Origin of the sequence: Halomarina halobia (assembly GCF_029338575.1) — an archaeon.
In the GTDB taxonomy this organism is placed as follows: Archaea; Halobacteriota; Halobacteria; order Halobacteriales; family Haloarculaceae; genus Halomarina; species Halomarina halobia.
The window spans coordinates 817,177-837,284 of sequence record NZ_CP119993.1 but is presented as its reverse complement, the minus strand read 5'-3'; the positions used below and the strand labels follow the sequence as shown (position 1 = coordinate 837,284).

Annotated in this window: 18 protein-coding genes and 1 pseudogene; 8 read left to right on the top strand and 11 right to left on the bottom strand. The window is 63.6% G+C overall.

Annotation, left to right across the window (positions count from 1 at the left end):
- Positions 1–77: 77 nt before the first annotated feature.
- The 3 genes from P1K31_RS19295 to P1K31_RS19285 form a co-directional block, all read right to left on the bottom strand.
- Positions 78–1,385, bottom strand: a complete 1,308-nt coding sequence (locus P1K31_RS19295) for an ABC transporter substrate-binding protein (protein ID WP_276305992.1) — start codon at positions 1,383–1,385, stop codon at positions 78–80.
- Positions 1,386–1,567: 182 nt separating this feature from the next.
- Positions 1,568–2,602, bottom strand: a complete 1,035-nt coding sequence (locus P1K31_RS19290; protein ID WP_276305991.1) for a branched-chain amino acid ABC transporter permease — start codon at positions 2,600–2,602, stop codon at positions 1,568–1,570.
- Entirely contained in the window at positions 2,602–3,480 is an 879-nt protein-coding gene (locus P1K31_RS19285; protein ID WP_276305990.1) for a branched-chain amino acid ABC transporter permease, read from the bottom strand. Before P1K31_RS19285 ends, P1K31_RS19290 begins: the two co-directional genes overlap by 1 nt.
- Before the next feature lie 109 nt (positions 3,481–3,589).
- On the opposite strand from P1K31_RS19285, the gene P1K31_RS19280 reads away from it, so the two are divergent.
- Positions 3,590–4,333, top strand: coding sequence for an ABC transporter ATP-binding protein (locus P1K31_RS19280; RefSeq protein WP_276305989.1), 744 nt, complete (start codon positions 3,590–3,592; stop codon positions 4,331–4,333).
- Positions 4,333–5,025 (top strand): ABC transporter ATP-binding protein, encoded by a 693-nt coding sequence (locus P1K31_RS19275; protein WP_276305988.1) that lies wholly within the window; start codon positions 4,333–4,335, stop codon positions 5,023–5,025. Before P1K31_RS19280 ends, P1K31_RS19275 begins: the two co-directional genes overlap by 1 nt.
- Before the next feature lie 93 nt (positions 5,026–5,118).
- On the opposite strand, the gene P1K31_RS19270 is transcribed toward P1K31_RS19275, so the two are convergent.
- Positions 5,119–5,877 carry an IclR family transcriptional regulator gene (locus P1K31_RS19270; protein WP_276305987.1) on the bottom strand — a complete coding sequence of 253 codons (759 nt, stop codon included), beginning with the start codon at positions 5,875–5,877 and terminating at the stop codon, positions 5,119–5,121.
- 247 nt (positions 5,878–6,124) lie between these two features.
- Between P1K31_RS19270 and P1K31_RS19265 the strand changes: the two genes are divergently transcribed.
- Entirely contained in the window at positions 6,125–7,138 is a 1,014-nt protein-coding gene (locus P1K31_RS19265) for a TIGR04024 family LLM class F420-dependent oxidoreductase (protein WP_276305986.1), read from the top strand.
- Between the two features lie 45 nt (positions 7,139–7,183).
- On the opposite strand, the gene P1K31_RS19260 is transcribed toward P1K31_RS19265, so the two are convergent.
- The 4 genes from P1K31_RS19260 to P1K31_RS19245 all read right to left on the bottom strand — a co-directional run bounded on the left by P1K31_RS19260 (position 7,184) and on the right by P1K31_RS19245 (position 10,941).
- Positions 7,184–8,035 carry an SDR family oxidoreductase gene (locus P1K31_RS19260; protein WP_276305985.1) on the bottom strand — a complete coding sequence of 284 codons (852 nt, stop codon included), beginning with the start codon at positions 8,033–8,035 and terminating at the stop codon, positions 7,184–7,186.
- Positions 8,036–8,148: 113 nt separating this feature from the next.
- Positions 8,149–9,216, bottom strand: coding sequence for a phosphotransferase family protein (locus tag P1K31_RS19255; RefSeq protein ID WP_276305984.1), 1,068 nt, complete (start codon positions 9,214–9,216; stop codon positions 8,149–8,151).
- A 172-nt stretch (positions 9,217–9,388) separates the two neighbouring features.
- Positions 9,389–10,465 carry a phosphotransferase family protein gene (locus P1K31_RS19250; protein ID WP_276305983.1) on the bottom strand — a complete coding sequence of 359 codons (1,077 nt, stop codon included), beginning with the start codon at positions 10,463–10,465 and terminating at the stop codon, positions 9,389–9,391.
- Positions 10,462–10,941 (bottom strand): hypothetical protein, encoded by a 480-nt coding sequence (locus tag P1K31_RS19245; RefSeq protein ID WP_276305982.1) that lies wholly within the window; start codon positions 10,939–10,941, stop codon positions 10,462–10,464. Before P1K31_RS19245 ends, P1K31_RS19250 begins: the two co-directional genes overlap by 4 nt.
- A gap of 123 nt (positions 10,942–11,064) precedes the next feature.
- Here P1K31_RS19245 and P1K31_RS19240 point away from each other — a divergent pair, with 123 nt between their 5' ends.
- On the top strand, positions 11,065–11,841 hold the full coding sequence (locus P1K31_RS19240) for an SDR family NAD(P)-dependent oxidoreductase (RefSeq protein ID WP_276305981.1): 777 nt from the start codon (positions 11,065–11,067) through the stop codon (positions 11,839–11,841).
- A gap of 70 nt (positions 11,842–11,911) precedes the next feature.
- On the opposite strand, the gene P1K31_RS19235 is transcribed toward P1K31_RS19240, so the two are convergent.
- Complete coding sequence (locus tag P1K31_RS19235) at positions 11,912–13,114, bottom strand: acyl-CoA dehydrogenase family protein (RefSeq protein ID WP_276305980.1); 1,203 nt, start codon at positions 13,112–13,114, stop codon at positions 11,912–11,914.
- Positions 13,115–13,207: 93 nt separating this feature from the next.
- Here P1K31_RS19235 and P1K31_RS19230 point away from each other — a divergent pair, with 93 nt between their 5' ends.
- Positions 13,208–14,713 (top strand): class I adenylate-forming enzyme family protein, encoded by a 1,506-nt coding sequence (locus P1K31_RS19230; protein WP_276305979.1) that lies wholly within the window; start codon positions 13,208–13,210, stop codon positions 14,711–14,713.
- A 36-nt stretch (positions 14,714–14,749) separates the two neighbouring features.
- Here P1K31_RS19230 and P1K31_RS19225 read toward each other — a convergent pair whose 3' ends face one another.
- The gene (locus tag P1K31_RS19225; RefSeq protein WP_276305978.1) at positions 14,750–15,769 is read right to left on the bottom strand and encodes a TIGR03617 family F420-dependent LLM class oxidoreductase; all 1,020 of its coding nucleotides are present in this window, start codon (positions 15,767–15,769) and stop codon (positions 14,750–14,752) included.
- A 155-nt stretch (positions 15,770–15,924) separates the two neighbouring features.
- Here P1K31_RS19225 and P1K31_RS19220 point away from each other — a divergent pair, with 155 nt between their 5' ends.
- Both P1K31_RS19220 and P1K31_RS19215 read left to right on the top strand, forming a co-directional pair.
- Positions 15,925–16,725 carry an enoyl-CoA hydratase/isomerase family protein gene (locus P1K31_RS19220; RefSeq protein WP_276305977.1) on the top strand — a complete coding sequence of 267 codons (801 nt, stop codon included), beginning with the start codon at positions 15,925–15,927 and terminating at the stop codon, positions 16,723–16,725.
- A gap of 74 nt (positions 16,726–16,799) precedes the next feature.
- Entirely contained in the window at positions 16,800–18,047 is a 1,248-nt protein-coding gene (locus P1K31_RS19215) for an acyl-CoA dehydrogenase family protein (protein ID WP_276305976.1), read from the top strand.
- Positions 18,048–18,171: 124 nt separating this feature from the next.
- On the opposite strand, the pseudogene P1K31_RS22160 reads toward P1K31_RS19215, so the two are convergent.
- A pseudogene (locus tag P1K31_RS22160) lies at positions 18,172–18,264 on the bottom strand (hypothetical protein); the annotation flags it as partial.
- A gap of 126 nt (positions 18,265–18,390) precedes the next feature.
- Between P1K31_RS22160 and P1K31_RS19210 the strand changes: the two are divergent.
- A complete protein-coding gene (locus P1K31_RS19210; RefSeq protein WP_276305975.1) occupies positions 18,391–20,064 on the top strand; it encodes an acetate--CoA ligase in 1,674 nt (557 codons plus the stop codon).
- Positions 20,065–20,108: the final 44 nt, after the last annotated feature.

The following is a 20,108-nucleotide window of genomic DNA, read 5'->3' as shown; positions in this document are numbered from 1 at the left end:
TCTACTCCGAGCACAGGGACAAAAATGGTAGGTACGACGATGAGTATTCGAGTCGATCCGAGACCGACCTGACGCGTTCAGAGGCTACACCCGGTCTCCTCGCAGGGCCGCAGGTTCGTGTCGGCTTTGTGCTCGGCGAGGAACTCCGGAATTGGGTAGTCGAAGTCGGTGCCCTCGGGCGAGACGAGTTTTGACGACCAGAGCGCGTTCGTCGCCTGATGGTCGCAGGACCGAATCTTCATCTCTCCTTTTGGACCGGTCAGTGACACCCCTTCGAGCGCGGAGACGAGGTCATCCGCGCTCGTCGACCCCGCTTCGATGGCCGCCTTCGCGAGGAAGCGAACCCCCATGTAGGACGTCAGGGAGTACGTACTGGGGTCAGTCCCGTCGCCGATATCACGGTAGTCCTTGACGAACCGTTCGTTCTGGTCGTTGCCGGTCTGTTCGCTGGAGAGCGCTGCGTGGTAGGGGACGCCGCCATAGTTCCCGACGCAGGCGTCTCCTGCACCCTGTGCCAGAATGCTCGTCTGATTGGTGACGACGTCCATCTGCTCTTTCAGACCAAAGGAGGCGATCTGCTTCGCGGAGTTGATGCCGTCTGTTCCCGAACACCGGACGAGGAAGAAGTCGGCGTCCGTCGATGCGACGCGCTGTATCTCCGTGGAGTAATCCGTCGCACCTAGCTTCGGCCACACCTGTTCGACGACCTCACCGCCGTTCTGCTTGGCAACATCGACGAATGCCTTGACGCTCGCCCGACCCCACGCGTAGTCAGCACCCATCGTCGCGAACGTCTTGCCGAGGTTCTGCATCGCCCACTCCGCGTTCGGCTTCTGGTTCTGGTATGTGTGGGTGTTCGACCGGAACGTGTACTGGTTGCAGTCCTTGCCCGTTAACGACTCGTTGGTCGCCGTGGTGATCATCAACGGTATCTGGTTTTGCTGGGCGTAGTTGGAGACGGCGGAGGCGACCGACGAACTACCGAGGCCAGTGAACACGTCGATGTTTCCGTTGGATAGCTCGCGTGCTCGCCGAAGCCCCTGTTCTGGATCAAGTTGCGTATCCGCGACCTGCGTCTCCACCGTGAGTTCCGCTCCATCCTCTTCGAGGTGGCGGAGGGCGACTTCCATCCCGACGCGCTGATCCACGCCGATGGCGGAGTACGGGCCGCTGGTCGGGAATAGCCCTCCGATTCGCAGGGTGAGATCACCCCCGCCACCGCCCGTTCCATTGCTCGACCCAGTCGAGTTGTCGCCACCACCGTCGCCGCCGCCGGCTTGCTCGCTAGTACAACCTGCGAGCACTGCTATTCCCCCTGCCAACGCAGCCCCGCTGGCACGCTGGAGAAACTGTCGTCTCGTGTCCGCTGGCTCGCCTCGTGACATGAGCTATCATAGCGTAGACGAGCGGCCTTTTAAATGTTGCCCCGATTCACCTAGCGTTCTCGCGTGACCGGCCGATTCGTCACGGTGAGCGGGTCGGTTCCGGTAACTCATTGAACGACCAGGCGAGAAGTGGGCTCATGACGACTGAGAGTTGGGTACGACGAAGGTGGTGGGGTCGGCTGTTAGCTCTCGTCGCTCTCGTCACTTCCCCGGAGGTCGGAGACGACGTCCCACGCGGAGCGACTTCGGTCGGTCAGGAAGCCGGCAATACCGTCGGGGACGAACAGGACGAACAGGACGTACACGACCCCTAAGACGATGGGCCACCCTTCGATGAAGCCCGTCAGTAATTCACGTGCGCCCAGCAGGAACACTGCACCGAAGATGACGCCCCAGAGCGTTCCCATACCTCCAATGAGCGTCACGAGCAGGGCGTCGCCACCGGTCGACCAGTACATCATGTTCGGCGTCAGGATGTTGAGGTACAACCCCTGCAGGATGCCCGCGACGCCAGCGAACAGGCCCGCGACGACGAACACGGCCAGTTTGTAGTGGTTCGTGTCGTACCCGAGGAATCGCGCGCGGTCCTCGTTTTCGCGAATGCTGACGAGCACCCGCCCGAACGGCGAGTTCGTGAGCCGTCGCATCAGCAGGAACGAAACTAGGACGATCCAGAGAGTAAAGTAGTAGTACGTCACGTAGTCCGAGAGCGGGAGACCGAGCAGGTCAGGACGGGTGACGAGCATGCCGTTGTCCCCGCCGGTGAACTCGGTCGACTCGAACACGGCGTAGTAGCCGACCATCGAGAACGCCAGGGTCAGCACCGCGAAGTACACGCCCGACAGTCGAAACGCGAGCCACCCCGTTATCAGCGATATGATGACGACTGCGAATAGTGCGATTCCGACCGCCACCGGGAACGAGACGCCCGCTTCGGGGATCAACGGAAGAGGTCGGCCCGTCATCGCCATCCCCATCGCGTACGCCGCCGCACCGTACGGGAGCGCGTGGCCGAACGAAACGACACCAGTATATCCGATGAGCAGGTCATAACTGGCCGCAAACAGCAGGAGGACGAGGAGTTCGACCGCGAGTCCCGTCTGGTAGCTGCCGTACACCTGCGGAACCGCGAGGAAGGCGACCAAGAGGGCGACACCGACGACCCACTGGACGCGACCGGAGAGCGACGCGACGCGCTGACTGAGACCGACCGCCATCAGTGTTCCACCTCCGGGTCACCGAAGAGACCGCTCGGCCGCACCAGCAACACGACGATCATCAGCGTGAAGATGATTATCGAGGAGAGCGTCGGAACGTAGAAACTCCCGTACGCCTGTGCCAGTCCCGCGAGTAACGCCCCGACGACCGACCCCCGAAAACTTCCCAGTCCACCGATGACTACGACGATGAACGCCTCGATGACCATATCCAGTCCCATGGCGGGGTAGACACTCAGCATCGGCCCGGCGACGACGCCACCGACGGCGGCCATCCCCGCGCCCACCGCGAACATGATGGTGAACGCCCGCTTGACGTTGATACCGTTGGCTTCTACCATCGTCCGATTGGCGGTGCCGGCCCGCACGACCAGTCCGTAGCGGGTCCGTTGCAGGAACAGGTAGAGTCCCACTGCGATGACCGCCCCGAGACAGATGACGAACACTCGGTAGACCGGGAGCGCGGCCCCGGCGACGTTGAACACGCCCGTGACCCACGACGGGGCCGCGAAGTTGAGCGCGTTCGGCCCCCAAACGAGGATGACTATCTCATCAAGGATGAGGGCAATACCGAACGTCAGGAGGATCTGATAGAGTGGATCGCGCCCGTACAGCGGTCTGAGCGTAAGGTACTCCATCAACACGCCGATGCCGGCGACGAAGAACGGTGCGACTAGGAGCGCGACCACGAATATCCCCGTCCGGTCGAACAACACGAGGCCGAAGTAGGCTCCGAACATGTACAGCGACCCGTGGGCGAAATTGACCACGCCCATGAGCCCGAAGATGAGCGAGAGTCCAGAGGCGACGAGCAGGAGCAACATTCCGATGGCGATACCGTTCAGTGTGAGGCCAACCAGGACGCTAGCTGATGTCATACACCCTCTGCAAGAGCAGGGAAGGGGGCACGGTTAAACTTATGGGTGGTGAACACACACCAGACGATAGGTTACCATGAGAGCGCCGACTGACCTGGGAGGGACATAGATGGGTGTACTGGAGACTAGCGGATTGACGAAGCACTTCGGGGGGGTGACGGCGGTCGACGACGTCGACCTCTCGGTACCGGAGGGTGAAATAACCTCGCTAATCGGACCGAACGGCGCGGGCAAGACGACACTGTTCAACATGCTGGCAGGGGCACTTGAACCCTCGGCCGGCGTCGTTCGGTTCCGCGACGAGGAGATTACGGGCCTCCCGCCGGAGGCCATCGCGCGCAAGGGTATTGCGCGCTCGTTCCAGATAACCAACGTCTTCGAGGGGCTCTCGGTCCTCGAGAACGTCTGTGTGGCCGTTCAAGCGCGTCACAGGGGCGGCTGGAACGTCTACCAGCACGTCGACAACCGCGACGACTACACTGAGGAGGCGCTGGAGATTCTCTCGGTTGTCGGACTCGAACACGAGCGCGACCAGCCGGCCAGCTCGCTGTCCCATGGGGATAAACGTTCGCTCGAAATCGGCCTCGCGCTGGCTATCGGCCCCGACCTGCTCCTTCTGGACGAACCGGCGGCGGGGATGAGCCAAGTGGAAATCAAGGAGATGCTTGACCTCATCAACGACCTCTCGGGGGAGTACACGATACTATTCGTCGAGCACAATATGGACATCGTGATGAACATCTCCGATACGGTAATGGTGTTACAAAACGGTGCGATCATCGCCTCTGGACCGCCAGCCGAGGTACAGGCGGACGAGTCGGTGCAGGAGGCGTACCTCGGAGGGGTGGCCTGATGGCGGGATTGACGGTCGACGCCATCGACACGTACTACGGTCAGAGCCAGGTGCTCCACGATGTCTCGCTGAACGTGGACGACGGAGAGGTCGTCGCCCTGCTGGGGCGCAACGGCGCGGGGAAGACGACGACTCTGCGCAGCGTCGCTGGTATTGCTCCCCCACGGAGCGGACGAATCCAGTACGACGGTGACGACATCACCAAACTATCTACTTTCGAGATAATCCGCCGTGGGATCGGTTACGTCCCCGAGGACCGGCAGGTGTGGGAACCGCTCACGGTCGCCGAGAACCTGGAGATGCCCGCCGGGCGGGGCGGCGAGTGGACGGTCAAGGACGCTTACGACCTATTCCCGACGCTCTCGGATCTCCGCGAGGCGAAGGCTGGCGACCTCTCCGGCGGCGAACAGCAGATGCTCGTCATCGCTCGCGGCTTGCTGGGTGGGACGGACCTGCTGTTGCTCGACGAACCGAGCGAGGGGTTGGCCCCACAGATCGTCGCCGACGTCCGGGACGCCCTCGTGGACCTGAAAGACGACCTCACGATCCTCATCGTGGAACAGAACGTAAAGTTGGCGTTAGCGATCGCCGACCGTGTCTACGTCCTCGCGAACGGACGGATCGTCTACGAGAGCGTGGTCGACAACCTCGACGCCGACGATCCGGCACTCCGCGAGCACATCGCCGTCTGAGGACCTCCAGGTGGGTGTGACGTGGCCGGTTGGGCGGTGAGGACCGCCCACGCCAGAAATGTAGGGAAAAGTCCTGCTTTCCGTTCTCGGCGCTCACCCGACCGTCATATCGACCTCGATCTGGTTCGCCGAGGAGAGGAGCTGGTTTGCCAATTCGGTCTCCGGCTGATCTTTCGTTATACGCATCGCTGGACCGTACACTGTGAGTGATCCGTGGATGCACTCCTCGCCGCGAATTGGTACGCCGATCGAGGCGACACCTCGCCGGTACTCGTGTTGACTGAAGAACACCCCTCGCTCTCGCCCCTTTTCTAATTGTTTTCGTAGCTGTTCGCGGTCCGTGATAGTGTGCTCGGTGAGCTGTGACATCCCCCAGCGGTCAAGTATCGCCTCGACTCGGTCATCTGGAAGATACGCGAGAATAGCCTTGCCGGCTGCTGCACCGTGCATATAGGTGTGAGTCCCAACACGGATATTGGTCTGAACTGCCCGTTCTCCCGCCTCGGCACAGAGTGCCGTCGCCAGTCCCTCCTGTTCAACCCAGCAGAACACTAGCTCTCCGGTCTGTTTAGCCAGGTCCTCGACAGCAGGTTTAGCTGCCTGATAGAGTGGTTGTGAGCGTTTGACATACTCACCGTAGTTTACGAATCGCAATCCGAGTTCGTACTGTCCGTCAGCCGAGACGACATAGCCCTTCTTCTCTAAGGTAGTCAGATGGACGTGGACCGTACTCTTCGACAGATCCAGGTGTTCTGCGAGTTCGGTAACGCCAGCGCTATCAAGTTTCCATAATCCTTCAATAATGTATAGGGTCTTATTCACCGATTCAATCGTTTTCGCATCCCCGTGCATGCCTACCATATGGAGACTTATTCTATAAAAATGTTCAACACAGTCATACGGAGAACTGAATTCGTTCAATCCAGTCGAATTGGATCCCGAGGAGGCGTATTTGCAATTACTGTGAGTAGATGAGGAGAGATGTGAAAGCTCTGGCTTGAACCGAGTGGTATCGGCGTGGCTATTGATCCCCACTTACTGTATCGAGAGCGTTGTTATAGGTCAAGGATTAACATTTAGGAGCCTACACATAGGGTTGATGTCCAAGGACTTCGAGACCGATGTGACACTTACCCCTGACCGTCACAGCTCGCTCCAGGAACTAGGGTCAGTTGCCCAAGACGCCGAGAAACTGGGTTTTGCCGTCGTAGGTTTTGGGGAGACGACCGGCTGGGACAGTGTCGTAGTTTTAACAGTTCTTGCCGAACAGACAACGACCATCGGAATCGCAGACGATGTGATCGGCCCCTTCTCGCGCTCGCCAAGTCAGATCTCTCAGGCCGCTGCGTCCATTCAATCACTTGCCCAGGGACGGCACAGACTTGGACTCGGGACGAGTTCGCCAGCGCTCGTCGAGGGGTGGCACGGGTTGTCCTTCGAACGGCCGCTTCGTAGACTGCGCGAGACGATCGACATCGTAAAACGCGCGGCGGCCGGTGAGAACGTAACATATGACGGACAAGAATTCACCCCAGAGGGGTTCCAACTAGACCTTCCGACGCCCATCGAGATACCCATCGACGTGGCCGCGCTTGGGCCGAAAGGTGTCGAATTGACTGGTCGATTCGCAGACGGTTGGGTACCGCAGTTGTTCACCCCTGCTGGCCTTGAACACCGGTTAAATGATCTCAGACGGGGGGCCGAACTCGGAAATCGCGATCCCAACTCACTCCGTACGTCGGTGTTACTTCGAGCGTGCGCCCTCGAGGATGGCGACCGGGCCAGACAACTCGGTCGCCAGCACGTCGCGTTTATGATTTCACTCTACGGCCCGTTTTACCAGCAGTCGATAGCCGAGCAGGGATACGTGGAGATGGTCGAGGAAGTCCGTGGTCATTGGCAGGATGGAGACCGCGAAGCGGCCGTCGCGGCCGTCGACGATGAGGCGCTCGACGGACTCGTCGCCTGCGGAACGCCTGAAGAGGTAAACGCTATCATCGACGAGTTCGCCGCCATCGACGGCTGTGATGCCGTCCGGATTGGATGGATCGGCCCCGCCGACGACGAAGCCATCGAGATGACGATGCGAGCCGTCGCGCCAGCGAATCGGTAACGAGATACGCTCACAGTGCCCTCGGCGTCCGCAGTCGCTGTTTCCTCACGCCGGGCGCTCGAACTCGGGGTCGAACAGTTTCGCGGAGTCGGGCCCAGGGTCTCCAGGTGTGCAGTTGTATCGGGAGAAGTTCTCGACGTCAGCCTCACGGAGGATCTGCTCGTCGTAGACAGAGTGACCGGTATACTCACTGGGATCGCGACGCAGCAGTTCGAGGACTGTGTCCGCGAGGATGTCGGGCGTCCGCCAGTCCTCTTTAGACCCCAGTCCGAAGTACCGGGTCGCACGCGTCTCGATGGTAGTTACTGGCCAGAACGTGTTGGCCGCGACGCCGTGATCGCGTAACTCCCCAGCCAGCGAGAGCGTGACGAACGTCATCCCCATCTTCGACCACGCATAGACGGCCTGTCCCGGTGCGCTCGTGACGGTGATGGGCGGGGCGTTCGTCAGAATGTGGCCGCCACCGATCTCTTTCAGGTGTGGAACAAACGCTCGTGAGGTCGCGTACGTACCGCGGACGTTGACGTCGGTCACGAGGTCGAACCGGTTGGCCGGCATCTCCTCGACCGAGGCGATCTGAATCGCGCTGGCATTGTTGATGACGATGTCTACCTCGCCGAACTCACCGATGGCCTCCTCGACGGCGGCTTCCACCTGGTCGACGTCCCGAAGGTTCAACTGGATTGGAAGCGCCTCGACGCCGCGCTCCTCGCAGGCGTCGGCCGTCTTGTAGATAGTACCGTCGAGGTCGGAGTCGCTGTCGTCGACGGTCTTACCTGTCGAAACGACGTTACAGCCGGCGTCGGCCAGCGAGAGTGCGATGGCCTTGCCGATTCCGCGCGTCGTCCCGGTGATGAAGGCGGTCCGTCCGCTCAGGTCGGGCGTTTCGAGTGTCATACGAGGGGCTGGACGAGACTGATTGTCAAACTTGTCCTCCCGGCAACTGTCGAGGTTACGACGGTAGTGATCGGGACTGCCGTCCGCGGCGACAGGTCACCTGCCCACCGCGGTCACGCTTCGCCCTCGACGATCCGTAGCGCCCGGTCGGCGAGTTTCGGCACGCGAGTTTCCATCTGGGGGTAGGTATCGTCGTCGGCGTTGCCTTCGAGGTGCCGGCGGAAGAACATCTCCCCGAGTGCCCCGAGTTTGTACACCGCCAGTGTCCGGTAGAACCGCTCATTCTCGAACGCGAGTCCGGTTACGGACTCGTACCGGTCGACGAGTTCGTCACGCGTTGGGTAGCCGTGTCGTCGGACGAAGGCCGCGCTGCTGGCGGTCCCCACTGCCGCCGACCGGTCGTCAGCGTCCGGCCAGTAGGAGAGGAGCCACCCGAGGTCCGCGAACGGGTCGCCGAGCGTCGACATCTCCCAGTCGAACACCGAGCGCACCATCGGCGGCGGGGAGTCACCGAACATGACGTTGTCGAGTTTATAGTCGCCGTGGACGAGGGCGTGGGGTGGGTTGTCGGGGACGTGGGCCTGTAACCAGTCGGTCACCTCCTCGACCGCTGGGACCTCGCGTTCGTCGGCGGTGACCTCGAACGCCCACTCGTACTGCCGCTGCCAGCGGTCGACCTGCCGCTGGGTGAATCTCTCCGGACGGCCGAACTCCGCTAGCCCGACGGACTCGTAGTCGACGCGGTGAATCTCCCCGAGGGTGTCCACCATCTCTTCCCCGATTCGGCGTCGGTGGCTCGGCTCCGCGAACTGGTCGGGTTCGGCGTCGCGCATCACGACGCCGTTTTCGCGCTCCATGACGTAGAAATCGCACCCCAGAACGTCGTGATCCTCGCAGGCGAGGACCGTCTCCGGGACTGGAACACCCGTCTCCTGGAGCGCCTCCATGACGGTGTACTCGCGGAGGACGTCGTGGGCGGTGTCGGCGGTCTCGCCCGGCGGTGGTCGCCGGACGACCAGCTCCCGGTCGCCCCACGTCACGAACAGCGTCTCGTTCGAGTGGCCGCCGGCGTGGCGGTTCACCTCGAACGTCTCCGCCGACCCGAGGTGCGTTTCGAGGTGCGATTCGAGCGCGTCGACATCGACGAGGCGCTCGAAGTACGATTCGTCACCGTCACTCATGGGATTCGACCCTCCGGTCGCTGCATACGACACCATGTGAGTCCCTCCCACATAAGCGTGGACGTACTGACTGACCGCGTCAGCGGACGTCCGCCCCAGGTTGCGTGAACGTCGTGAACGACTCGCCCGAAGGCGGAATCTCGATGTGGAGGTCCGGTGAGCGGAGGTCTGGTCAGCGTGTCCGGTCGTCAGTGATAGTCGTCAACAGGTCCTCGATCTGGCCCGGGACGATGTACTGGAACCAGGCGCTTCGGACGTCGTCGCTCTCCCCCGTGTGGTACCGATGCGCGCCGGCGACGCCCCTGGTCATCATGGTGAACGTCGAGAACGCCTGCCAGTAGCGAACCCGGTCGCGGTCGACCGTCCGACCGGTTCGCTGCTCGTACTCGTCGTAGAACCACTCGCGGTCGACCAGCGCGCTCGCCAGTTCCGGCCGCTCGGTCGGTTCGATGAGTTTCCCGGCGAAGTACCGCGTGCTGGCGTACCCGAGGTCGTACAGTGGGTCGCCGACCTGCGCCAGCTCCCAGTCGAGAACGCCCGTCAGTTCGTCGTCCGTCACGAGGACGTTCCCGATGCGGAAGTCGCCGTGGACGAGCGTCGTCTCGGTGACCTCAGGCTTGTTCACTCTGAACCACCGCAGCGCCTCCTGCACTGCCGGTTCCTGTTTCAACTTCGTCTCCTCGTAGATGCGTTCGTACGTGTCGAGTTCGCGGTCGACGACCGCCGCCGGATCCGTCTGGGTCAGGAACGGGACGTCCTCGGGGAGGACCGTGTGGATGGCGGCGACGGCGTCGACGAACTGGCTCGGCAGCGTGTTCTCCGGGTCGTCCCACGCGTCGTACAGCCGCTGACGGTTGCGGGGGTCCCAGGTGATGAGCGCGTCGCCGGCGAGGTGTTCCACGACGAAGAATGGCCCGCCGAGGACGGACGGGTCCGACTCGTAGAGGTGTGGCTCCGGGGCAGGAACGCCGGCCTCGTAGGCGGCCTTCATCGTCCGGAACTCCGTCTCAACGTCGTTTCGCGTGTCCGTGCTGTCGTCGACATCGTCGTAGTCGGTGCTGATTCGGACGACGAACTGTCGAGACGTCTCCGCTCGGTCGTCGTTCCAGTGAGCGGTGAACGACACGGTGCGACGCGACCACCCCTCCGTGTGACTCTGGACGTCGGTGACGTCGATAGACTCGTCGACCAATCGTCCCGAGAGGTACGTCGAGAGCGTCGCCGCCGTGACGTCGGCGTCTTCAGTCATCGTTCGTCTCGGCCGAGCATCACTAGTTGCGACTCGACACGGGTCTGGAGGAATCCATAGAGCGGCTCGCGGACGGCCTGTGCCGTCTCCCGGTCGAGATCTTCTTCGACGGTTTCGAGGAGGTCCGAACTGGCGCCGACGAGGACCCGTTCGTGTTCGTAGACGTCGGTGCGCGGAGCGTTCGACACGCGTTCTCGCGTCGCCTCGACGCTGGTCCGAACGTCGTCCACGTCTCCGTCCGCCTCGTCTACCACCTGCTCGACTCCGTCCAGGGCGTCGAGCAGCGCTTCGCGTTGCGTCTCGACGGCGTCGCCCCTCCCCTCCAGTTCCTTCGAGAGGAACGACATCGTACTCGACATCGATCCGACCTGCGCTTCGAGGAACTCGTCGCCCTCGCCGACGATAGAGGGACGAACGTCGTCGCGTGCGAACGCCGAGAAGCGGTCGAGGATCAGTTCCGGACGAAGGTATGGCATAGCACACGACACTCGGTGAACCGGTAAGTAACTGTCGTCAGCCGAGACGGGGAGCGGCCGTCGTGACGGGCACAGTGCCCCGCGCAACAACACTTATCCGGGCTGGTTCTGAATGCTGCAAGGATGCGTGCAAGCAACGTTATCGGAGAGATTGACTTCTCCGGCCAGACAGCGATCGTGACCGGCGGGGCCTCAGGAATCGGACGGGAGATCTGTGACACGTTCGCCGCACTCGGGGCGAACGTCGCCGTCGCCGACATCGAACAGGGGCCCGCCGAGGAGGCGGCGTCGGAACTGGAAGCCGACCACGGGGTAGAGGCTATCCCAGTGGAGACAGACGTCTCGTCGTACGATGCCGTCACCGAGATGGTCGAAACCGTCGACGAGGCGTTCGGGCGGATCGACAGTCTCGTCAACAACGCCGGCATCGGGGAGAGCAAGCCGTTCACAGAGACCGAACCGGACCTGTGGGAGAAGATCGTCGGCGTCTGTTTCTACGGGACGATGAACTGTACGCACGCCGTGTTGCCCCACATGATCGATCAGGGCGACGGCGGCGCTATCGTCAACTTCGCCAGCGACTCGTACAAGGGCAACGACCCGGGTCTCGCCGTCTACGGCGCGGCGAAGGCTGCCAACGTCTCGCTCACGCGGACGGTCGCTCACGAGGTCGGGGACCACGGTGTCCGGGTGAACTGCCTGTCACCGGGGACGACGAAGACGCCGGCCACCGCCGACTGGATCGACGAGTACGAAGACCGCATCCTCGAATCGTACGCGCTCGACCGTATCGGCGAACCAGCGGACCACGCCGACGCCGTGGCATTCCTCTGCAGCGACGCAGCCGACTGGGTCACCGGAGAGGTGCTCAGCGTAAACGGCGGGTACATCCGCGGGTAGCGCGACGACACCATCGAGCGGCCGTCACCGGCCGCCGAGTCGAGGAAGTGGTCGGTCCGTCGTCGTTCGGTCAGTCGCGCAGTTCCCTGACGATGGTCTGTTTCTGCATCTCGTCGGTTCCCTCGGTGAGTCGCTTCCCTCGAGACGTCCGGTAGCGCTCCTCGATGGGTTCGCGTCGGGAGTACCCCGACCCGCCGTGGACCTGCATCGCGACGTCTGCAGCCCGGTTCTCGAGGTTCGCTGCTGACAGTTTCGCCATCGCAATCTCCTTGCGAGCGTCGCGACCCTCGTCCGTCTTCCAGGCGGCGAACCGGTAGAGCTGGCGCGTCCGCTCGACGTCGGTCGCCACCTCCGCGAGTGGGAACGAGATACCCTGCCGTTCGACAAGGGGTTTGCCGAACGTCTCGCGGCGCTCCGCGTAGTCCAAGGCCTTCTCGACGAGGAACTGCGCTGACCCGACGCAACCGGCAGCGACGTTTAGCCGAGCGTTTCCGATCCAGTCCATCGCCTGGTAGAATCCTGCGCCCTCCTCGCCGAGGAGGTCGTCGTCTGTCACGCGGCAGTCGTCGAACCGGAGCTTCGAGGGGGCGACCCACGCGTGCCCCATCGGCCGGTGGATGTCGCCGACCTCGAAGCCGGGGGTGTCGGCGTCGACGAGGAAACAGGAGATGCCGCCGACCTCGCCGGGGGCACCGCTCGTCCGGGCGAACACCATCGCGAAGTCGGCGTACGGACCGTTACTGATCCAGGACTTCTCGCCCTCGATGACCCACTCGTCTCCGTCCTTCTCGGCGGTCGTCTCCAGAAAGTTCGCGTCGCTTCCGTGATCCGGTTCGGTGAGCGCGAAGCAGGTGGTTTTCTCGCCGGCCATCAGCGGGTCGAGGTACTCCGCTCGCTGGTTGTCGTCACACGCCAGCAGGATGGGTGTCGGTCCACCGCCCGCTCCCTGCACGGCGTACGTGTGGAATCCAGGGGATCGGTTCTCCAGGAACTCCGAGACGATGGCCGCGGTGAGCGTATCGACGCCCCGACCGCCGACCGACTCGGGCATGCTCATCCCCCAGAAGCCCGCCTCCGCTGCGCGTTTGCGGATAGTCTCTTTCAGGTCGAGGTACTCGGGCACCTGTTCGAAGTTCTCGTCGAAGATGTAGCGCTCCGCGTCGGGGCCGAGGAACTGAGCGTGTTCTTCCTCCAGCGGTTCGATTTCACGTTCGATGAACGTCGATAGCTCCTCCTTGAGCGACGTCGCCGCTGCCGGCTCGTCGAAGTCCATGGTACGGGATGGCATCACCACCGACATAAACCCCGGTGTGCGAACGGTTGGTAGTGGGAAGGATTTACATACCACAGCGCGGATTGGTCGCTCATGGACGGGATGACCATCGGCTACGTCTCGGAGCGTAACGCCCGCAGGTGGCCGGACCGGGAGGCGGTCGTGTACCGGGAGGACGGGGCCCGAGCCGTCACTCGCACGTTCGCCGAGTTCGACGACCGAACCGACCGACTGGCGACGGGCCTGGCCGACCGCGGCGTCGAGAAGGGCGACGCCGTGGCACTGTACATGAAGAACAACGCTGAGACGCTCGAGACGTTCATGGGGACGATGAAACTCGGGGCGCTGGTCGTGCCGGTCAATCACCGATTCAAGGGCGACGAGGTTCGCTACGTTCTCGAGGACAGCGACGCGACGGTCTGTCTCGTCGACGACTTCGGCGCGGAGACGCTCGCCGACATCCGCGACGCCATCGACCACGTCGTCACCGTCTCGGACCGGCCCTCGTTCGCCGAGTCCTACGAACAGGTGCTCGCCGAAGAGGGGGTGAGCGTCGACGCCGATGTCGGCCGTCAGGACGAGGCCGGCATCATGTACACGTCCGGGACCACCGGCGACCCGAAGGGCTGTATCTACACGCACGACAACCTCGTCCAGTTGATGCAGGACGCTGCCGAGGCGTGGGCGTTCCTCGCTCCGGGGAACCGCCACCTTGTCTCGACGCCCCTGTTCCACGTTGGGGCGTTCATCCCGTTTCTCAACAACTTCTACGTCGGCGGGGCAACCGTCGTCGTCGACGGGTTCGACGCCGAGCGAACCCTCGCGCTCGTCGAGGACGAGCGGGTGAACTCGACGTACCTCGTGCCGACCCAGACGCGAATGCTACTGGACCTCGACTCGTTCGAGGACTACGACGTTTCCACCCTCAACACGTACAGCACGGGTGCGGCACCGGTCGGCGCTGACCTCAAACGGGCGACGATAGAGCGCTTCGACTGCGACGTCCTGGAGACGTTCGGGCAGACCGAGGCGCTCTGTCTCCACCTGCTCCCGGAGGACGCCATCGAGAAGGCCGACAGCGTCGGTGAACCGATGTTGAACCTAGGAGCGAAGGTCGTCGGCGAGGACGGTGACGAACTGCCTCCCGGCGAGATTGGTCGCATCGCCTACCGCGGACCGACCGTCTTCGACCGGTACCACGACATGCCCGAGAAGACCGACGCCGTCTTCGACGACGGGTGGTTCGTCTCCGACGACCTCGTCCATCGCGACGAGGACGGCTTTTTCCACTTCGTCGGCCGCGCCGACGACATGCTCATCACCGGCGGCGAGAACGTCCACCCCGCCGAGATCGAAGAGGTACTCCACGGCCACTCTGACGTCGGCGAAGTGGCCGTCGTTGGCGTCCCTGACGACGAGTGGGGCGAAGCCGTCAAGGCGTGTGTCGTCCCCGTCGAAGGTGCCTCGCTCTCCGAAGACGACGTGGTCAGGTACGTCGCATCCCGGTTGGCGGACTTCAAGAAACCGCGGCAGGTCGAGTTCTACGACGAACTGCCGCGCAACCCGACCGGGAAGGTTCTCAAGAGCGAACTGACCTGAGGTGACCGCCGACCGGCGAGTCCCTTCGTTCTGCGCTCAGGCCTCGCGGAGGTCGGCGAGCACGTTGGCCCAGAACTCGCTGCCGTCGAACTGTAACTGAACCCGGTCGGCGACGCCGCCGTACTTCGCGAGAATCTCCTCGCCGAGGTGCTCCGGCGGTGCGCGGACGGCGAACGCGTCCACCATCTCGTCGGTGACCAGTTCGGTCATCTCTCCCCAGGCGTCCCCCTTCGAGAGTTCGTGGAGTTCCATGCCGATATCCTTCCAGCCATGGAGTTCGAGGACGTCGTGGTAGGTCCGCGTCGACCCGTAGAACGCGATGCGCTGTTTGGCCTCTTGGAGCATCGCCTGGCGCTCCTCATCTGTCTCGCCGGTCACGAGGAACGGACTGGCAGAGAGTTCGACCGCATCCGGGTCGCGGTCGCCGATGTCGGCGCCCTCGGCGACGAGGGGAGCGATGACCTCGTCGGTGTACTTCGGCGTGTTGAACGCATGCATACAGAGGCCGTCGGCGACCTCGCCGGCCATCTTGAGCATGTACTGGTTCACCCCGGCGGTCCAGATCGCCGGCGGGCCTTCCTCGATGGGTCCAGGATTGAACTCGTTGGTCATCAGCGAAAACTGGTAGAACTCGCCGTCGAAGTCGAGGTCGTCGGCCTCTCCCTGGAACACGTCGAAGATGTGGCGGAGCGCCAAGACCTCCTCGCGGAGTCGAGGGCCGGGGCTCTCCCACTCGAAGTCGACGGAGAACCGCCGTTCGTTGTGGCCTTTCACCTGCGTCCCGAGGCCGAGGATCATCCGGCCGTTCGAGTATCGCTGGAGGTTCCACGCCATGTACGCCAGCACCATCGGCGAGCGGGTGAACGAGGTAGCGATACGGGTTCCCAATTCGACGTCCGCCGTTTGTTCGGCGACGAGCGGCAACGGCAGGAACGGGTCCGTGTCGAGCTCCGGCGTAAATACGCCGTCGAAGCCGAACTCCTCGGCCCTTGTCGCGAGGTCGACGGTCTCGTCGGACAGTCCCTGTACACCGACGTCTATCTTGAGTTCGCTCATGCGGCTACACTAACCGGGTTCAGACTGTTAACTGTACTCATCTGTGCCCTCTGACGCGATAGATCCCACCGGTGCTCGGTGGAGCCCTCTCGGAGCGAGACGGGCGACCGACCGTCGTACCAACATTTATACGAACCGCCACGGTGGGTGAATCAGTGCTAGAGAACGACACAGGCGACGCCGTCCTCCTCGACGTCGGGGACGGGGTCGCCACGGTCACGCTGAACAGACCCGAACGCCGGAACGCGCTCTCCCCGGATGTGATGGACGGCCTCACCGACGCGTTCGAGGAACTCGAATCGAGCGACGTCCGCTGTGTCGTCGTGACGGGCAGCGAGGGCGTGTTCTGTGCCGGCGGGGACATCGAGAGCATGGGCGAACGCGAGCGAGCGGACCCAGCCGAGGCGGTCGAGCGCATCACGAACAGCGCCCACGAACTCGTCGAGACCATCGCCTCCCTCCCGCTGCCGGTCGTCGCGAAACTCGGCGGACCAGCGTTCGGCGCGGGCGGCGCTATCGCACTGGCGTGTGACGTCCGAGTAGCGAGCACGGACGCGAAGATCGGGTTCGGGTTCCGGCAGGTTGGCCTCACCATCGACTCCGGCATCTCACACTTCCTGCCGCGGATGGTCGGCCGGGGACGGGCCAAGGACCTCGTGTTCAGCGGCGAACTGCTCGACGCGGAACGCGCGGCCGACCTCGGCCTTTTCGAACGCGTGTTCGATGCCGAGGAGTTCGACGAGCGTGCCGATCAGTACGTTCAGCAGATCGCCAGCGGACCGACGGCGGCGCTCAGACACTCGAAACGACTCCTCGATAGCGGCGGTGACCGAGCCCTCCGGGACGCCCTTCAGTTCGAGGCGACCGCACAGGCGACGCTCATGGAGACTGCCGACCACGAGGAGGGCGTCAGCGCCTTCCGCGAAGGGCGCGCCCCCGAGTTCGAGGGGCACTGACGACTCGGGTCGGACCCGTCCGCCGGGTCGACGGTCGGGCGAATCTATTTGTCGGGAAGGACGTAACGACCCCTATGGAGTTCGGTCCATCGGAGGAGACGCAGGAACTGCTCGACGACCTCGACGAATTCATCGAGGAGGAGATCGACCCGCTCGAAGAGGAGCACAAACAGTTCTTCGACGAGCGGCGCGAACACGCCCGAACGGACTGGGAGGCGGGCGGCGCGCCGGCCGAGGAGTGGGACGACCTGCTCGCCGAGATGCGCCGTCGCGCCGACGAGGCGGGGTTCTACCGGTACGCCCTCCCCGAGCGGATGGGCGGCATGGACGGGACGAATCTCGGGATGGCTATCATCCGCGAACACCTCGCCAGCAAGGGCCCCGGCCTCCACAACGTCCTCCAGAGCGAGGCGTCGATCGTCGGTAACCACCAGTTCCCACAGATCCTCGACCGCTTCGGTACCGAGGAGCAACAGGAACTCATCGAGGACGTCATCACCGGCGACGTGTTCGTCGCGTTCGGCCTCACCGAACCCGAACACGGGTCGGACGCGACGTGGATGGACACGACCGGCGAACGCGACGGCGACGAGTGGGTCATCGACGGCGCGAAACGCTGGAACAGCGGGATGCACATCGCCGACTTCGACCTCGTGTTCGCCCGGACGAGCGGCGAGGACGGCGACGCGGAGGGCATCACCGCCTTCCTCGTCCCGACCGACGCCGACGGGTTCGAGGTGGAGTACTTCTGGTGGACATTCAACATGCCGACCGACCACGCGGAGGTATCAATCGACGGCGTGCGCGTCCCCGACGGTGCCATCGTCGGCGAGGAGGGACGGGGGTTACACGTCGCCCAGCGGTTCGTCCACGAGAGTCGCATCCGTCAGGCGGCCGCCAGCCTCGGCGCGGCGCAGTTCTGCATCGACGAGGCGGTCGAGTACGCCAAGGAACGAGAGACGTGGGGCGAACCGCTCGCCACCCGGCAGGCGATTCAGTTCCCGCTCGCGGAACTCCATACGGAGGCCGAGATGCTGCGCAACACCGTCCGGAAGACCGCCGCAGCGCTCGACGACGAGGGCCAGATGATTACCGAGTCGGGGTCGTCGGTGAGCGAACTGGTCGCGATGTGTAACTACACTGCGAACAACCTCGTCTGTCGGGCGGCCGACCGCGCGATGCAGATCCACGGCGGCGTCGGCTACAGTCGTCACAAGCCGTTCGAGCACATCTACCGCCACCACCGCCGCTACCGCATCACCGAGGGCGCAGAAGAGATTCAGAAACGCCGCGTCGCCGGCCACCTCTTCGACTTCATATGACGCGACGAGCGGGTGACGAGGACGAACGGGCCGCCGGCGAACGCGTCGTCGGCGAACGCGGCACCGACACCACGGCACCGACGACGCGTGGACGGCGACCCGCTTCCGTCGTCCCCATCACCCTTTATTGGTTGGCCAGCGCGTCCACGTCGAGGTCCACGTCGTGGCGGATGGATTCGTCCTCCGGGGCTAGTTCGTAGTCGAACAGCGTCGCGCAGTTCGGACAGAGTGCCCCGGGCGGCCGGGCCCGGTCGGGGCGATCGACGAAGGCCCTCCTCCCGGTACGGGTGCGTGTCCCCGTTTGGCGACAGTGTTAATACGCAGTGTCGGGATGCGTCAGGACATGACTCGATTGGAATCCTATCACTTCTACGAGCGCGACTGGGAGAGCTACGAGCAGCTCCGCGAGTCGTTCGAGTGGGAGATACCGGACCGGTTCAACATGGCTGAGTACGTCTGTGACCGGTGGGCCGAGGACGAGGACCGGGTTGCGCTCTACGCCGAGTCGAGCGGCGGCGACCGCCGGACGGTGACCTACCGCGACGTTCAGCGCGCGGCGAACCGACTGGCGAACTACCTCTCGGAGGCCGGAGTCGAGCGAGGAGAGCGTGTCGGCATCTGTCTCGGTCAGCGCCCCGAGGCGGTCGTCGGTCACGTCGCCATCTGGAAGCTCAACGCAGTCTCCGTCCCGTTGAGTACCCAGTTCGGGCCGGACGCACTCTCGTACCGACTCGGCGACTGTAGCGCGACCGCCTGTCTCGTCGGGAAGCGGAGTATCGAGACGCTCCGCGAGGTTCGCGAGGACCTCGATGCCCTCGACACTGTCGTGACGGTCGACGAAACCGACCGCCCGGAGGAGACGGACTGGAACATCATCCAGGAGGCCTCGCTCACATTCGATCGAGCGCCAACGGACGCCGAAGAAGACGCCATCATCATCTACACCAGCGGCACGACGGGCGACCCGAAGGGTGTATTGCACGCCCACCGACTGTTGCTCGGACACCTCCCATCGTTCGGCGAGAACTTCCTGAAGGAGGGGACCACCGATGGGACCGTCTTCCGGACGCCTGTCGAGTGGTCCTGGATCGGATCGCTGTTCTCGATGGTGATGCCGACGCTGTTCTACGGCCGGCCGGTCGTCGCCTACGACGCCGACCGGTTCGACCCGGAGGCGTCATTCGACCTCGTCGAGCGGTATGGCATTACGAACTGGGGGGGCCCGCCGACAGCCCTCCGGATGATGATGCAGGTCGAGGATCCGAACGAACGCTGGGACCTGACCTCCATGCGGGCCGTCGGGGCGGGTGGCGAGGCGGTCGGCGAGAGTGTCGTCTCGTGGGTCGCCGAGACGTTCGACGGTGCGTCGTTCGAGGAGGCGTACGGACAGACCGAGGTCAACCTCGTCGTCGGTGACTGTACCGCGCTCCGCGAACGCAGGCACGGCAAGATGGGTCTCGCGGTGCCCGGCCACGAGGTGACCATCGTCGACCCGGAGACCGCCGAACCGACTGTCGAACACGGTGAGGTAGGTGAGATCGCCGTCCGCTACGCCGACGACCCGGTCTGTTTCGTAGAGTACTGGCACAAACCGGACGCGACCGACGCCAAGGTCCGAGACGGCTGGTTGCTCACCGAGGACCTCGGCACGATGGACGAGGACGGCTATCTCTCGTTCGAGGGGCGCACGGACGACGTCATCATCACCTCCGGGTACCGCGTGAGTCCCACGGAGATCGAAGAGACTATCGCGAGCCACGAGGCAGTCGCCGACGTCGGCGTCATCGGCGTCCCCGACGAGCAGCGAGGGGAGGTCCCTAACGCGTTCGTCGTCGTCGCCGACGGGGTGACGGCCGACGACAACCTGAGAGCGACCCTCGAAACGCGCGTAAAGGACCGACTGGCCCCCTACGAGTACCCGCGCCGCATCAAGTTCCTCGACGAACTCCCGAAGACATCGACCGGGAAGGTGCGTCGAGAGTCCCTTCGCGAAGAGTTCGACACCGACGGCTCGTGAGTAGCTGATTCGGTTGGACAGACGGCAGATGGAAACCCGCCGCC

Bases quoted from the DNA above. Each gene is read 5' to 3' on its own strand.
- P1K31_RS19295 (WP_276305992.1), bottom strand. From the start codon at position 1,385: ATGTCACGAGGCGAGCCAGCGGACACGAGACGACAGTTTCTCCAGCGT.
- P1K31_RS19290 (WP_276305991.1), bottom strand. From the start codon at position 2,602: ATGGCGGTCGGTCTCAGTCAGCGCGTCGCGTCGCTCTCCGGTCGCGTC.
- P1K31_RS19285 (WP_276305990.1), bottom strand. From the start codon at position 3,480: ATGACATCAGCTAGCGTCCTGGTTGGCCTCACACTGAACGGTATCGCC.
- P1K31_RS19280 (WP_276305989.1), top strand. From the start codon at position 3,590: ATGGGTGTACTGGAGACTAGCGGATTGACGAAGCACTTCGGGGGGGTG.
- P1K31_RS19275 (WP_276305988.1), top strand. From the start codon at position 4,333: ATGGCGGGATTGACGGTCGACGCCATCGACACGTACTACGGTCAGAGC.
- P1K31_RS19270 (WP_276305987.1), bottom strand. From the start codon at position 5,877: ATGCACGGGGATGCGAAAACGATTGAATCGGTGAATAAGACCCTATAC.
- P1K31_RS19265 (WP_276305986.1), top strand. From the start codon at position 6,125: ATGTCCAAGGACTTCGAGACCGATGTGACACTTACCCCTGACCGTCAC.
- P1K31_RS19260 (WP_276305985.1), bottom strand. From the start codon at position 8,035: ATGACACTCGAAACGCCCGACCTGAGCGGACGGACCGCCTTCATCACC.
- P1K31_RS19255 (WP_276305984.1), bottom strand. From the start codon at position 9,216: ATGAGTGACGGTGACGAATCGTACTTCGAGCGCCTCGTCGATGTCGAC.
- P1K31_RS19250 (WP_276305983.1), bottom strand. From the start codon at position 10,465: ATGACTGAAGACGCCGACGTCACGGCGGCGACGCTCTCGACGTACCTC.
- P1K31_RS19245 (WP_276305982.1), bottom strand. From the start codon at position 10,941: ATGCCATACCTTCGTCCGGAACTGATCCTCGACCGCTTCTCGGCGTTC.
- P1K31_RS19240 (WP_276305981.1), top strand. From the start codon at position 11,065: ATGCGTGCAAGCAACGTTATCGGAGAGATTGACTTCTCCGGCCAGACA.
- P1K31_RS19235 (WP_276305980.1), bottom strand. From the start codon at position 13,114: ATGGACTTCGACGAGCCGGCAGCGGCGACGTCGCTCAAGGAGGAGCTA.
- P1K31_RS19230 (WP_276305979.1), top strand. From the start codon at position 13,208: ATGGACGGGATGACCATCGGCTACGTCTCGGAGCGTAACGCCCGCAGG.
- P1K31_RS19225 (WP_276305978.1), bottom strand. From the start codon at position 15,769: ATGAGCGAACTCAAGATAGACGTCGGTGTACAGGGACTGTCCGACGAG.
- P1K31_RS19215 (WP_276305976.1), top strand. From the start codon at position 16,800: ATGGAGTTCGGTCCATCGGAGGAGACGCAGGAACTGCTCGACGACCTC.
- P1K31_RS19210 (WP_276305975.1), top strand. From the start codon at position 18,391: ATGACTCGATTGGAATCCTATCACTTCTACGAGCGCGACTGGGAGAGC.